The 14,861-nt window shown below is 37.2% G+C and carries 13 protein-coding genes; 3 read left to right on the top strand and 10 right to left on the bottom strand.

Annotation, left to right across the window (positions count from 1 at the left end):
- Positions 1–159: 159 nt before the first annotated feature.
- Positions 160–606 (top strand): universal stress protein, encoded by a 447-nt coding sequence (locus C9J34_RS01430; RefSeq protein ID WP_107838072.1) that lies wholly within the window; start codon positions 160–162, stop codon positions 604–606.
- A gap of 60 nt (positions 607–666) precedes the next feature.
- On the opposite strand, the gene C9J34_RS01425 is transcribed toward C9J34_RS01430, so the two are convergent.
- The 9 genes from C9J34_RS01425 to ezrA all read right to left on the bottom strand — a co-directional run bounded on the left by C9J34_RS01425 (position 667) and on the right by ezrA (position 10,959).
- Positions 667–1,596, bottom strand: coding sequence for a class I SAM-dependent methyltransferase (locus C9J34_RS01425; protein WP_107838071.1), 930 nt, complete (start codon positions 1,594–1,596; stop codon positions 667–669).
- A gap of 75 nt (positions 1,597–1,671) precedes the next feature.
- Positions 1,672–2,178: a thiol peroxidase gene (tpx, locus tag C9J34_RS01420; protein WP_107838070.1), complete on the bottom strand. Its 507-nt coding sequence runs from the start codon at positions 2,176–2,178 to the stop codon at positions 1,672–1,674.
- Positions 2,179–2,261: 83 nt separating this feature from the next.
- On the bottom strand, positions 2,262–2,786 hold the full coding sequence (locus C9J34_RS01415; protein WP_107838069.1) for an RDD family protein: 525 nt from the start codon (positions 2,784–2,786) through the stop codon (positions 2,262–2,264).
- Between the two features lie 13 nt (positions 2,787–2,799).
- Positions 2,800–3,816, bottom strand: a complete 1,017-nt coding sequence (gene sppA, locus C9J34_RS01410) for a signal peptide peptidase SppA (RefSeq protein WP_107838068.1) — start codon at positions 3,814–3,816, stop codon at positions 2,800–2,802.
- A 313-nt stretch (positions 3,817–4,129) separates the two neighbouring features.
- Positions 4,130–5,710 (bottom strand): acyl-CoA synthetase MbcS, encoded by a 1,581-nt coding sequence (mbcS, locus tag C9J34_RS01405; protein WP_107838067.1) that lies wholly within the window; start codon positions 5,708–5,710, stop codon positions 4,130–4,132.
- Positions 5,711–5,872: 162 nt separating this feature from the next.
- Positions 5,873–6,085, bottom strand: a complete 213-nt coding sequence (locus C9J34_RS01400) for an alpha/beta-type small acid-soluble spore protein (protein WP_107838066.1) — start codon at positions 6,083–6,085, stop codon at positions 5,873–5,875.
- Between the two features lie 241 nt (positions 6,086–6,326).
- On the bottom strand, positions 6,327–7,535 hold the full coding sequence (gene thiI, locus C9J34_RS01395) for a tRNA uracil 4-sulfurtransferase ThiI (RefSeq protein ID WP_107838065.1): 1,209 nt from the start codon (positions 7,533–7,535) through the stop codon (positions 6,327–6,329).
- Positions 7,532–8,692 (bottom strand): cysteine desulfurase family protein, encoded by a 1,161-nt coding sequence (locus tag C9J34_RS01390; RefSeq protein WP_238600537.1) that lies wholly within the window; start codon positions 8,690–8,692, stop codon positions 7,532–7,534. Before C9J34_RS01390 ends, thiI begins: the two co-directional genes overlap by 4 nt.
- Positions 8,693–9,258: 566 nt before the next feature.
- A complete protein-coding gene (gene ezrA / locus C9J34_RS01385; protein ID WP_107838064.1) occupies positions 9,259–10,959 on the bottom strand; it encodes a septation ring formation regulator EzrA in 1,701 nt (566 codons plus the stop codon).
- Positions 10,960–11,091: 132 nt separating this feature from the next.
- Between ezrA and hisJ the strand changes: the two genes are divergently transcribed.
- Positions 11,092–11,883, top strand: a complete 792-nt coding sequence (gene hisJ / locus C9J34_RS01380; protein ID WP_107838063.1) for a histidinol-phosphatase HisJ — start codon at positions 11,092–11,094, stop codon at positions 11,881–11,883.
- A gap of 196 nt (positions 11,884–12,079) precedes the next feature.
- A complete protein-coding gene (locus C9J34_RS01375; protein WP_107838062.1) occupies positions 12,080–12,559 on the top strand; it encodes a GAF domain-containing protein in 480 nt (159 codons plus the stop codon).
- A 346-nt stretch (positions 12,560–12,905) separates the two neighbouring features.
- Here C9J34_RS01375 and C9J34_RS01370 read toward each other — a convergent pair whose 3' ends face one another.
- Positions 12,906–14,786, bottom strand: a complete 1,881-nt coding sequence (locus tag C9J34_RS01370; RefSeq protein WP_238600536.1) for a sensor domain-containing diguanylate cyclase — start codon at positions 14,784–14,786, stop codon at positions 12,906–12,908.
- Positions 14,787–14,861: the final 75 nt, after the last annotated feature.

Raw genomic sequence — 14,861 nt, 5'->3', positions numbered from 1 at the left:
TTTCTAATTATCAAACTTATATATATATTCTGAAATATGCATAAAAATAACTGCTTAGACACAAAAAATTCTTTTATTTACCTATTTTACACTATAAGTATTCTCATAATTGAAACTTTTGCTATAATATAGTTATACACATGTAAAGGGGAGTTATTTATGGCAAATCATTACCAAAATATCGTAGTAGCAGTAGATGGTTCTAAAGAAGCGGAATATGCTTTCCGCAAATCTCTTGATGTTGCAAAACGTAACGTTGGTTCAACGCTTCACTTAGTAAATGTTATCGATACTCGTTCATTCGCTGCTGTAGAAGCATATGATCGCTCAATCGCTGAACGCGCTCAAAAGTTTTCTGAGGAATTATTAAATGGCTACAAACAGCAAGCGCTAGATGAAGGTGTTGAAAACGTTAAAACTTTAATCGAGTATGGTTCACCTAAATCAATTATTACAAAAGAATTATCAAAACTTGTTACTGCAGACTTAATCATTTGTGGTGCTACAGGTTTAAATGCAGTAGAACGCTTCTTAATCGGTTCTGTATCAGAAGCAATCGTTCGCTCTGCAAACTGTGATGTGCTAGTAATTCGTACACCAGAATGATAGAAAGGCTGATGGAAGTATATTTCCATCAGCCTTTTTATTTAATTCTTTACCTATCTTCTACTTACTTTCTTTCCACATTTGCACTTTTTCAAAAAACATCGCCAACGCTTGCTTATTTGACATACTCGGCACTTTTGCTAATAATACCTCACGAGGTGCTCGTAATTCCTTATGCTGCTTTTGTAATATTAGTATACTTTTTTCATGTGCCTTTGCCGAGAATAATGTTTCAGGCAATTGGATAACTGCTTGAATCCATGCATTTGCCTTCAAATATTGATGTAGCTTCTTCGCTTCTTCCCCTTCGAAAAGACTCGCAGGAATTAAGAAAAATAAATAGCCACCATCTTTTGTATAGCGAATTGCTTGCTCAATAAATAAGTAATGTGCAAAGCTCATACCTTCTGTTGCACAAAGCTCATAATCAAGTGCTACCTCCTCATTTGGATAATAACCGACAGGCAAATCACAAACAATCGCATCTACTGGATCAACCAGTAGGTTATCAAGCGCATCTTGACGATATAAGGTTACTTGTTGTTCGATTAAGTCCCCTGTTGCCGCAGCTAAACGAATAAGTAACTCATCTACTTCAATACCTGTTGCTTGCATTTTACTGTCCTGTGTATTCATTATCGTATACAGTAAATTTCCTGTACCCACCGCTAAATCAAGTACAGATATTGTCCCATTCTGCAATTCTTTTTCAAAAAATTGCTCAACGAAATAACTCACCAAGAGTCCTAATGTATCAGGTGTCATTTGATGATTTGGCTGGGAGCCTTTGCGCATTCCTTTTAATATTGCGATTTGAATCGCTTTGCGCATATCCTCTTTTGTCGCACCTTCTACTTGCCAAGAAAATACGCCATCTAGCGTATCCTCTAATGCGCTGAGCAAGCCATCTAAATATGTTTGCTCCTGCTCCTTTTCACGCTTTTCTGCTTCACCATTTATATGCATAAAAATTTGTTCAAACTTTTCCATAAATAATCCTTTCTCCAATCATAATGAAGGAAACAACCCACTCAGCAAAATGAGTGGGCTGTTTCATTTAGATGATTATTTTGTTAATGCTTTGACAGCTTCAATTGCCGCTTCATAATTTGGGTGATCTGTCGCTTCTGGCACATATTCAACATACGTTACAGTACCTTCTGCATCCACTATGAAAACAGCGCGTGTTAATAGGCGTAATTCTTTAATATGTACGCCATATGCTTCGCCAAATGATGCATCGCGGTGGTCAGATACCGTTTGTACTGCTTCAATACCCGCTGCACCACACCAGCGTTTTTGCGCAAATGGTAAATCCATTGACACTGTGTAAATTACGACATTGTCGCCTAGCTCTGCTGCTGCTTCATTAAATTTGCGTGTCTGTGCATCACATACACCTGTATCAAGTGAAGGTACGATTGAGAATAATCGAACTTTCCCTTCAGAATCCTTTAATGTTACTGCTGATAAATCATTTGCTAACACTGTGAAATCAGGTGCTTTATCCCCAACTTTTACTTCATTACCTAATAATGTTACTGGACCATTTTTAAATGTTACTTGTGCCACAAAAACGCCTCCTTTATTGTGCTTTCATTTTACTAAATATCTAGCAAGCTTTGCAACTTGTACAGCTCGAATAAAATGATTCCTTAAATCATATACTCGATTTCATGCCGTTGTACAGGTGCTGTTGGCTGAATTTGCTGCTCTGTATAAATACCTTCATGGACAACAATCGTATCGGCAATATAGTCTAGCAACCCTTGGTTTTTCGGTGAAAAGGCAACGGCCAAATAGGGTAAATAAAAAATCTTATTACTAATAAAGCGTCCAATTACTTCACGGAATAAAACAGTGGACCAATCTAGTCGTTGTCCATCCGTTTTGACAACACGCAAGCCAAAAATCATTTTCCCAACAGTTTGCTGCCAAAATCTTGTCATAATCGCAAAATAGCTGAAATAGACGATTGTTGAAATGATTGCTAGCGGTGCATACCACGGCATTTTCATTAAACTCCAATCCATGAAATAAAAAATTGGGTTAATAATAATACCAATTGCCGCACTTATAATGATTCCATCAATGATGAATGCCCATAAGCGCACCCAAAAACCTGCTGTTTTTTGCACATACTGCGTTGTTGGTGGGATAACTGTTTGCACATATTCCATTTTCTATCCCTCCTTAAAAATCACCATATAAGTACATTGCACGTGGTGCATTGTGTGTCGTTAAAATACGTGTTAAAAAGCGCTCTTCCAAAGATGGTCCAAACATCGAACCTACTTTCATACCAAATAATGCAGCTAAACTATCCTCTGGTTTTGCATACTCAAATAGCTCTGCTTCCTCTAAATCAAAGTCTGCACGAATTGAGGCAATTGTATCATCTAAAGTACCGATTTCATCTACTAAACCTGCTTTTAACGCTTGTGTGCCACCTAAAATACGTCCATCCGCGACCTTTTTAACATCCGCTTCTGACATACCACGACCTGCCTCAACAATATCAACAAACTCCTCATACATTTCATCAATCATTTCTTGCAACATCGCAAGTTCTTCTTCCGATGTCTCACGAGAACCACCAAACATGTCTTTATGTGGACCAGACTTAATTGTTTCAAATTTCACACCAAGCTTTTCAGCCAGTTCTGAGTAGTTAATACCTTGCATAATGACACCTATTGATCCTGTAATCGTTTCTTTTAAAGCAAAGATTTTATCGCTCGGTGCGGCAATATAATAACCGCCTGATGCAGCCATTGTACCCATAGATACATAAATTGGAATTTGGCGCTGCTCTTTAATTTCAAGTAGTTTTTTATGAATGGCTGCTGATTCTATAACGCCACCACCTGGTGAATTAACAGCTAGCACAACTGCCTGAATTGACTCATCCACTAAAATAATTTCAAGTTGATTCATAAACAGCTGATGATCGTATTCTACCTGTGTCCATGCATTACCAGACCCTAAATCTTGAATTGTTCCATTCACCGTCAAAAGCGCTATTCGCTTATTCCCATCTCCATGCTCTAGCACGCTTTCATTAATCACTATATCTCCTGACATCGGTAATACCGTATCAAATGAATGGAGAAAATTTGTTTTAAATATGGCCATCATCGCATTTAATCCCATGGAAAACGCAATTAATACAGCCGCAGCTACTAAAGCTACCCATCTTTTTGTATTCATTTCCTTACTCCTTTTTATGTTTTTCATCACTCTCTAGCATAAACTTTTTTTGGATATTATGCCAATATTATTTCACTTTGACTGTGAATCGATGTGATGTTATGTATGTTATTTTATACGTTTTGGTTTGTTAAAAGTTTCAAAATAATTCGTATAAAGTGCAACTACCAATCAGTTTTTTTACAGGCCGTTGATTCCTCCTTCAATATTTTAGTTTTATCCTATGTTTTGGCGACAGGATCTTACTGCCTGTTAATAGGGCACAAAAAAGGGGATAGAAGACACCTCCCATCACCCTAATCATTCGTTATGCTTACTCTAAAGATTTATTTTGTTCGCTTTTGCGCAATGCTACACGGCGAATTTTACCTGATGCTGTTTTCGGTAGTTCATCTAAAAATTCAATCGCGCGTGGATATTTATATGGTGCTGTCAGTGCTTTGACATGTTCCTGCAATTCCGTCACAATTGTAGGGCTATTTTTCATGTTTTCATCACATAGCACAACAAACGCTTTGACAATACTTCCACGTACAGCGTCTGGGCTAGCAACTACCGCACATTCACGTATTGCTGGGTGCTTCACTAAAGCATCCTCCACCTCAAATGGACCGATTGTATAGCCTGATGAAATAATAATATCATCATTGCGCCCTTGGAACCAAAAGTAGCCATCTTCATCCTTGTATGCTTGATCCCCTGTAATAAACCAATCGCCACGGAATTGCATTTGTGTACGCTCTACATCCTTGTAGTAACCTTTGAACAATGCTGGGGTAGAATTGTGTACTGCAATATCACCTACAACGCCAACATCAACTATTTCTCCATACTCATCAATTATTTCTACAACATTGCCTGGTGTCGGTTTCCCCATTGAACCAGGACGTGATTCCATACCAAATAATGTCCCTACTAATAAGGTGTTTTCAGTTTGACCATAGCCATCTCGAACTTGCACATTGAATTCCCGCTTAAATGTTTCGATTACTTCTCGATTCAATGGTTCTCCAGCTGAAACCGCGCTTCGTAATTTTTCTAAGTTATAGCTGCTTAAATTCTCTGCCTTTGCCATCATTCGATATTCTGTCGGTGTACAGCATAAAACATTGACACCGATATTTTGTAATAATGTTAAATATTTAACGGTGTCGAATTTACCTGTATAAACAAAAGCTGTTGCGCCACTGCCGAGCGTAGCTAAAAGCGGACTCCAAATCCACTTTTGCCAGCCTGGTGCCGCAGTTGCCCATACGATATCTCCATCATGCACACCTAACCAGTTATTTGCAGTTGTGCGTAAATGGGCATAGCCCCAGCTATGTGGATGAACAGCTCCTTTAGGATTGCCTGTCGTACCGCTTGTATACGCTAAAAATGCCATATCAGTAGCTAAAGTGGTCGGCGCATCAAACTGAGTGGAAGCGGCATTTATTTCATTAACAAATGAAATCCAAGGCTTCTCCGCCTCCCCTGCTACAAATAGTACTAGCCCGTTCAAATGTTGTACTTCATCAAGCTCGGCAATATAGTTTTCATTCGCAACAATTGCCTTCACCTCAGCATGTTCAATGCGATAATCAATATCCTTTGCACGCAGTAGCTCTGAACTTGGTATAATAATTAATCCTGCTTTTAAAGCGCCTATATATGTTAGGTAAGCTTCCACTGAACGAGGTAACATGACTAGAATAACGTCGCCTTTCTGCAAGCCATTTGCATAAAAAACATTCGCAACTTGATTTGCTCTAGCAATTAGTTCAACATATGTAATTTCTTCTCGCTGCCCATCTTCGTGTTGAATAATTAATGCTTTTTTATCCCCGACTGCATGCTTTTCAAATTCATCCACTATATTATAAACATTTGGTGCAACTAAATCTTGTCGTTTCACAATCGTCACTCCTATTCATATAACTGTAGCAAGAAATTTCTCCCTTACATTTATTATACAAATATACGCTTGATTATTCAAAAAAATCTAATAATTCATTTGTATTTGCACATACTAAAAAAGCTACTGCGCAAGTTTTCACTTACGCAGCAGCCTTTTAGGTTATTGGTTAGTACCTTTTAATTGTTGTTCAGCCATAGCTACTAGACGTTTTGTAATCTCGCCACCTACTGAACCGTTTGCGCGTGAAGAAGCTTCAGGCCCAAGTTGTACACCAAATTCTTGTGCGATTTCGTACTTCATTTGGTCAATCGCTTGTTGTGCACCTGGCACGTAAAGCTTGTTTGAATTACGGTTGTTGTTGTTTGAAGTCATCTCTATGTCACCTCCTTGTGAGATTAGAATGTGCTAAGATACATTTTTCATACACGCAAAAAAGAGGAAATTTGTTCTTCTAACTACAACCTTTTTCCAACAATCAAGAACAGGCTTGAAAATCATGTTGAGATACGTCCTTTACGACCACCGAAGATGTACTAATTTTTCGCAAATAGTTAATAAAAAAGCTGGGACTGTGTGAAAAAGATAAACTTTTTCACACAGTCCCCACATCACATTATAATAAATCCGCAAATTTATCGACAGTTGCTTTCTTCTCAGGCAACATATGCATTTCACGGTTTTTCACCGCGCGCTCAATTAACTCATCGAATTCCGTAAAGCTTTCAAAATAAGCGACTTTTTCCGCTTTTGGCCTCGTTTTCGGCCTTGCTGGTGTGAAAATCGTACAGCAATCCTCATAAGGCTGTACAGATGTTTCATATGTGTTAATACGCTCTGCAATTTGAATAATATCTAGTTTATCCATCGCAATAAGTGGACGCAAAATTGGCGTTGCTGTCACTGCGTTAATTGCTGTTAAGCTTTCCAACGTTTGTGACGCCACTTGCCCTAAACTTTCACCTGTTACAATCGCTAATGCGCCAACTTCCTCGCGCACTTTATCCGCAATGCGAAGCATCATACGACGTGTTACAGTCATCGTCATATTTTCTGGTACACGGTCTTTAATTAACACTTGAATTTCTGTAAATGGAATAACATGAAGACGAATTTTCGCGCCGAATTTCGTTAATTCATTCGTCAAATCCTTGACTTTTTGTAAAGAATGCTCGCTTGTATATGGCGGGCTATAAAAATGAATTGCTTCTACACGCACACCACGCTTCATCATTAAATAACCTGCAACTGGGCTATCAATCCCACCTGAAAGCATTAATAATGACTTCCCATTTGATCCAACAGGCATACCTGCTGCACCTGGAATGATCTGCCCCATCATATAAATCGCGTCATAGCGCACTTCTACACGTAATTCTACATCTGGTTTTTTCACTTGTACCGAAATATTTTGATGATTGGTTAAGACAGCACCACCCAGCTCACGCTGAATCATATACGTATCATACGGGAAATGTTTATCCGTACGACGCACTTCCACTTTAAATGTAAGAGGCTCGTCGCCATACTGTGCCATAATATCTATTGCTAATTGCTTCATCGCATCGATATCTTTTTCACATGCTGCTACAGGGCTAAATGATTGAATACCAAACACTTCTGGCAAACGTTGCATTAACACCTCATATTTTTCATCATTTTCAATTTCAATAAACATGCGATCGCGCTCTGCACGAATTTTTAATGGCCATATATCAGTAAAAGAATAGCGAATATTTTCACGTAAACGGCGAATAAAATCATTTTTATTGCGTCCTTTTGTCGATAGCTCACCATAACGAATTAATATCTCTTTAAAAATCATTCTTTATTTTCTCCTTTTAAATCGTGCATTATTACCGTAAATACTTTTTTAAATTGTTGGATATGTGCATCTGTCGTATATGCACCAAAGCTCAAGCGCAACACGCCCTTTTTGAAGCTCGGTATTACATTTAATGCTTCTATAACATGACTTGTCGTCGTTTGCTTTGATGAGCAAGCGCTTGATGTCGAGACAATTATACCATGCTTTTGTAACGCATTAATTAAAACCTCTCCCTTTAAGCCATTGACACTAAACGAGACGATATGTGCCGCACCTATTTCGGATGAAAGCAAATGAATATCTCGGCCAAAATTGCCTAAAAATACATGTAAGTCCTTCGACCATTTCTCATATTGCAATTGTTTTTCAGGCATTGCTTCGATTGCCATACGCGCTGCTTTTGCTAACGCTACTGCTTGGGGTACAGCGACCGTGCCGCTACGTAAACCGTATTCCTGTCCACCGCCAACGATGAAAGGTGCAACCGTCAGCTTTTTGCGGAAAATAAGTGCACCCGAGCCTTTTAATGCATGAATTTTATGACCTGAAATCGTTATTAAATCTGGTCCATTTTCATCATTAAAACGCACAGGAATTTTCCCAAAGCTTTGCACTGCATCTACATGGAAAATGGCACGGCTTTGTGCATGAATAATTGCCGCAGCCTCTTCAATAGGTTGAATAGCACCCATCTCATTATTGACATGCATGATACTGACTAAAATTGTGTCTGTTCTTACTTTTTCACGCAGTTTATCGAGAGAAATAACCCCTGCTTCATTCACAGATAAATATTCAACCTCAAAGCCTTCTTGTGCTAAACGCTTAATCGCTTCTAATACAGAAGGATGCTCAATTCTCGTTGTTAAAATATGCTTACCTTTATGCGTATTTGCTTGCGCTGTACCGAATATCGCAAAGTTGTTCGACTCTGTACCACCCGCTGTAAAAATGACATCTTTTGCCTCGGTTCCTACAATACCTGCAATTTGTTCCCGAGCACGCATTAATAAAGCATTCGCTTCAACACCCGCTTCATGAATGGAGGCAGGGTTCGCATAATACTGCTCATTCACTTGTATAAACGTTTGCAGCACTTCTGGATGTGGTTTTGTCGTTGCACTGTTATCTAAATATATTATATTCGAATCCATTATTTGTCACACACTTTCCAATTATCAATTACACTTCTGCTAACTTTAGCCCAATTTTTTTCGAACTTTTAGGAGGAAGTTAGCTTAAAATCTTTACAACACATGCACCGGTTAAATGATCTGCTTCATGTAGACCTTCGCTAACACAATGTCAATCACTCAGTCGTTGCCACAGAATGTGAATGTTCCTAGACTGAGCTCTTCTTTCTCAGTGAATGTTTAATTTTCCGTTACCTATCATAACGCAAAGTCCTATAAATGACTACCCTTACTTCAGACGATGGGGAAATTCAGCTAACACACCACTAAAAAGCAGCTGTTTGTTTGAAAAGATCCATTTTAAAGAAGCTGTTCAGAAAATCAGTACCATCTCTAAACAACGAAAAACCTAATGTTCCTTACTCAATGTAAAATTGAAAGCCAAAGTGTCGAATTCCAGTATTTTCAGCCTTTTATTTAAAAGAAAGCATTTATTTTTCTAAGTAGGCAACGTTTCTACAAAACAATAAAAAATTGTCCGAAAAGTGGCGCATTAGGCTACTTTTCAGACAATCCTCTTTCATTTCTTATTTCATTAATAATTCTTCCTGCACTAGTGCTTCAATGCGTTTGATTGCTCCTGGCTCAATCGATTCTACTGCATGCGCAGCATCCTCTAAAGCTTTTACATAACGGAATTGGTGGAACGCTTCCTCCGCTTCAAGTAAACGCGCATGTACCGTAGCGTTTGTTGCTCTATAACGATTACCATATTGAATCATTCGTTCAATGAGCATTACATTAGTAATCATTTCTTCCGCGCGTTCATGTACATCTTCAATACATTTTTTCGTGTTTAATAAATGACTATGTACCGCTTCCATATTCAGTGGTATTTCTTGCAAGCTTTGGACAACGATAAAAATCTGCTCTTCCGCTTCCTCTAACCTTGCATCCATTTCCTCTGGAACACCTGGCATATTGGCCTTATGTAGCATTCGCTCTGTATTTTGTAATAATTTCTTCAATGTATCAAGTTCTTTACGTGCATTATTTTCATCGATACGTAAATTTTTCAACATATTCGAGAATTTTTCTTGTTCCTCTTGAATACGTTCCATTTCATTCGTAATTTCTTGCAGTTCTTCTTGTAAGCTCGAGTATGCAGATTTCTCTTCCTCTACGCGGATTGCTAATAGCTCGTAGCGCTTTTGTAAAACTTCAAGCTGCTTTAAGCATTGTTTCGGCACTTCTGCCTCTTTATCTGGCAAGCGATAGCTATGTTGGACATATGCCGCTTCATCATGCACTTCCTTCGTTGCATAAACTACATTCGTAATCGTATCATTCATCGCATGACAATGACGATCAACGAATTTTTTCGCTACTACCTCTTTTTCAAGCAAATCATAGAAGTTATCAATTTCGTCATTAATTTCTTCAATACGTGGACCTACTTCAGTCAAGTTTAAGTCAGCTACAGCCTGCTTCAATATGACAAGCTCCTCTTCAAGCTTATCTAAATAATCCGTCAGCTCAAGATGGCGTAAATAATACTTTTGCTCCTCCATCTCTTTCTGACCATTTCGTAATTCTTGAATCGCAGTTGGAATTTTCGTTTGAATTTCTGTTAGCAATGTTGGAATGTCACTTAATAATGCAAAAATGGCTTGCGCTTCTCCATTTAAAGTTAAAATGATTTCACGAGCTTGCAAATAATTTCCCTCTGCCGTCAATTGATCAAACTCTTCAAACTTTGGCACAAATTGCTCTAATCGTTTTTCGAGATTTTCTAAGGCAGGACCAAATGAATATTGATGCGCTAAAATCGTTTTTCGTGCTGAGCGATGGTATTCCTTTAATTGCTCTACTTCAATACGATTTTTCTCCTCGCTACCAATTAATTCTTCCAGCTCTTTAATAATTGTTACTTTAATCGTTTCACATTTCACAATATATTCTTCGATTTCACGTTCGATTTGAGAAGCCTTTTTAAATTTGAAGCGATCGACAAATTCTTCCGCATCAAACAACATCGAATCCATTTTTACAACATGAACATCGATCACCTCTGACCACATATTGCGCCAGTTTTCAAACATTTCCTCCGTTTGCCCGTTCATATTAAGCGCTTTTACTTTTGTTAACTCTTCATATATAGGATAATGCTGTACTTGCATTTTTTCTTTTTCTAGTCGCTCTATTTCTGCATTATGTTTTCGCCTAATCATTAAACCAAAAATTAATAATGCTAATAGTAGGACGACAACAATGATGATATACTCCACTGTAAGCCCCCTGTTCCAAAATTGCTAATGGCTATATGTTATTTATAATAATACCACGTTTTGTATGTTTTGTTTAAGTTTTTAAAGGTTTTTGTAAAAGTTATTTCGTCAAACGAAAGGAGTTGCCTTTTTATGAAAAAAGATGGTCATATTCATACACCATTTTGCCCACACGGCTCTAAAGATTTATTAGAACATTATGTTGAAAAAGCAATCGCATGTAAATTCACCGAAATTACCTTTACGGAGCATGCACCATTGCCACCATCATTCCAAGACCCTACGCCTGAGAAGAATAGCGGGATGGATTTTGCATTGCTACCATCTTATTTTACACAATTACAAGAAATAAAAAAGTACTATTCCTCACAAATTCGTATTAATATTGGACTTGAAGTTGATTTTATCGTTGGCTTTGAAAATGAAACACGTCAATTTCTTAATGAATACGGTCCAATGCTTGACGATGCTATTCTTTCAGTCCATTTTCTAAAATGGCAAAATCATTATACTTGTATTGATTTTTCGAAAGAAGTATATTTACAATGCGCAAATGAAATTGGCAGTGTTGAACAATTGTATCAATTATATTATGAAACTGTGCACCAATCAATTAATAGCGATTTAGGCCACTATAAGCCAAAGCGAATTGGTCATCCAACACTAATTCATAAATTTCAACATGCATATGCACAACAAATCGATGATACAGCACTCATCAAAAAATTATTATTACATATTAAAAATGCTGGCTATGAAATGGATTTCAATAGTGCGGGTCTTAGCAAACCTCTTTGCTTAGAGCCATATCCACCGCTGCCAATGATGGAATATGCAAAATCAATTGCATTACCATACACTTTTGGCTCAGATGCACATACTGTACAAGATTTACATCAGCATTATGAATTATTATTTTCATAAGAGGGAGAATTTTTACAGACTGTCGGTCACCACTTAAACAGTTCTCACTTACTCTTTTGAAGTTTAAGTCTTGTATCTGTATGCTTTCGTACAGCAAACATTTGCTGCTGTCGCTTCGCTTTCAACGCAATAAACATGCTTTTGGCACAAAAAATTATTACTACGAGATAAATGGTTATATGATGGAGGAAAAAATATGTTTGCTCAAGAAAAATATGAAGGTACGCTCGAAAGTCAATATACAACACTTGCAAAGCAATTAGATGCACTTCTTTCAGGAGAAAACGATGTAATTGCAAATTTAAGCAATGCATCTGCAGTATTAAATCAATTTTTACAAGAAATTAACTGGGTAGGCTTTTATTTAATGAAAGATGGTGAGCTTGTTTTAGGTCCATTTCAAGGGCTACCTGCCTGTGTACGCATTGCTGTAGGACGCGGTGTATGCGGCACAGCCGTGGCGCAGAAAAAAACAATTGTTGTAGAAGATGTGCACGCTTTCCCAGGCCATATTGCATGTGATGCTGCTTCAAATTCAGAAATCGTCATCCCTTTACTAAAAGAAGGTGAAGTTATTGGCGTGTTAGATATTGATAGCCCAATCAAAAATCGCTTTTCAGAAGACGATGAACGCGGCTTAACATTATTTGTCCAAACTTTATTAAAGCACTTATAACTTACTAAAAAGGACGTGTTTGAAAAGATAACACTTTTCAAACACGTCCTTTTTGAGCTTAATTGAGCATTGTCTTGCGTGCGAATTTCACTGTTTAATGGGCGAAAATAGGCATTTGTTGAGCGATTGAACATGTTCGTTGAGCGAATTTGATGATTGGTTGAGCGATTTATTACTTTTGAACTAGAAAATTCAAAAGCCTTTGTTTCACTAAATATTTGATAAAACAATTGAACCTGTCATCTTGTAAACGTACCTATACAACAATCACACCAAATGCTGTTACAAACTGCCACTGCTCTCATCGCAAAAGAGCCGTCTTAAAAGTGATTTTAAGACGGCTCCTTTAATGCTGTAATTGCATCGAATGATGGAAGATGCAAAATTGGTTTTTTCCACTATTTTTGGCACTGTAGAGCGCTGTATCTGCATGTAAAAATAAAGACTGAAATTCTGGTTTATCTTCTTCTCCCCACGTAATTAACCCTGCAGAAATTGTTACCCTTGGCTCTGTAACATTTGGAATACTTTGAACTAACATTTCCGCCACCAATAACGCTTCTTTGTTACATATATTAGGGATGTAGACAGACATCTCTTCCCCACCCCAACGTGCACAAATACCTCGCCCTCTTACTACAAGCTGCAATTGTACACCAATTTGCTTCAAAATATTATCTCCAACTTGGTGACCAAATGTATCATTGATATGCTTAAAATTATCAATATCAATTAATAAAAACATACCTGAACTATCTTCTTGTAATGACTTTTCAACAAAGTGATCCAAGTAGCTCCTCGCATACAGACCTGTTAAATGGTCTTTATCCACCATTTCTTGTAGCTGATAGCGCAACTTGGAGTTTGCAATGGCTAATGAGGAATGATGAATAAGTGATTGCATAAGTTTGAAGCTATCAAATGAGAAGAAATAAGGCTCACTATGCATGACAATACTAAAACCATTAATTCGTTCCTCAACAATCATTGGAATCGCCATAATGGATCTAAACTCGATATGCTGATTTTCGATAATACGTCTAAAATCTGCTATAAATAAAGGGTCTTGTGAATGTGAAAAATGCTTTTCTACATGCTGCACATACATGCTCCCTTGTGTCGTTTTAAATATATCCGTACACGCAGACGTAATTGCAAATTGCTCATTTTCTTTAAACACGAAGCACAGTTCCATCGGTTTAAAAGATTTTATTAGCTGCTTTTGTAAAAATAGTAGCATCTCATCAATATCAAGTCGCATATTTAGGCGATGCGATGTTTCATTAATAAGCTGTAAATCGCTTATTAAGCGGGAAGATTGATGATATAATTTGGCATTTTCCAAAGCATTTCCAGATGCTTGAGCTAACACTTGAATAAATTCCCTTTCTGATGCTGTAATGATATATTCACTTTGCACAGTCACCTGTAAAATGCCGTAAGTTGCCTGCTGTCCTTTAATCGGCGCATTAAGCAAATAACAGCTTAGTTCAGGTATATGCTCAGATGTCATTTCACCAGATAAAAAAGCCTCAATCGTAGTTGCTCTTTCAGATAAATAATCAAATTGCTTTATATCAACTTTTGTTTTCTGATCTTGATTATTCGACAGTATTAATTCTACCTTTAAGTTCGGGAAATTTGCTTTAATGATAGCGAGTACATTTTGTAATATTGCATCAACGTCCATCGTCGAATGGAATAGATTGGCAATATCATATAATTTACGATATTGAAGCTCATTTAATCGGATATTTATACTCTCAATTTTCATTCGCACAACTTCCGACAGCAAAAGAACAAATTCTTCCACAAATTCTAAATTATCGAAAAAATGACATTGTGATGAGTCCTGAAAAATTAAGATTCCATTCGGATTTTCATCTTGTATTTTCAATAACAGCATATGCGTCATTTGTTCTAAACCTTTCTCCTTTTTCAATGTTGGAGGAATCGGTACTAGTGGCTGCTGTTTAAAATGAGATTGGAGGGATGTTGAAAATATGTTGGAGACATTCATATCCACATCAACATTTTGAACTGGTTCAAACAAGTCATCTGTCCATTTGAAAAATATGCAGTTCGTTATAAGAAAGTGTTTCTTTAATAACTTGTTTATTAAGGAAACAAATCCATTTAAATTTTCAAGCTCATTATTAGAATTAATATAGAAGTCCATCAAATCAGATTTAATTTCAATAAGTTTTTGTTGATAATCAAAAATCATGAAATCACCTTTTCTCCTTTATCGCTAAAAGGATTATATTGCATATGCCCTTAATTATACATTACTTTAAGTCTG

It is taken from the genome of Metasolibacillus meyeri, from assembly GCF_003049505.1.
Taxonomy (GTDB): domain Bacteria; phylum Bacillota; class Bacilli; order Bacillales_A; family Planococcaceae; genus Metasolibacillus; species Metasolibacillus meyeri.
Note: the sequence above shows the minus strand (reverse complement) of the source record. Positions and strands in the feature narration are given on the sequence as shown.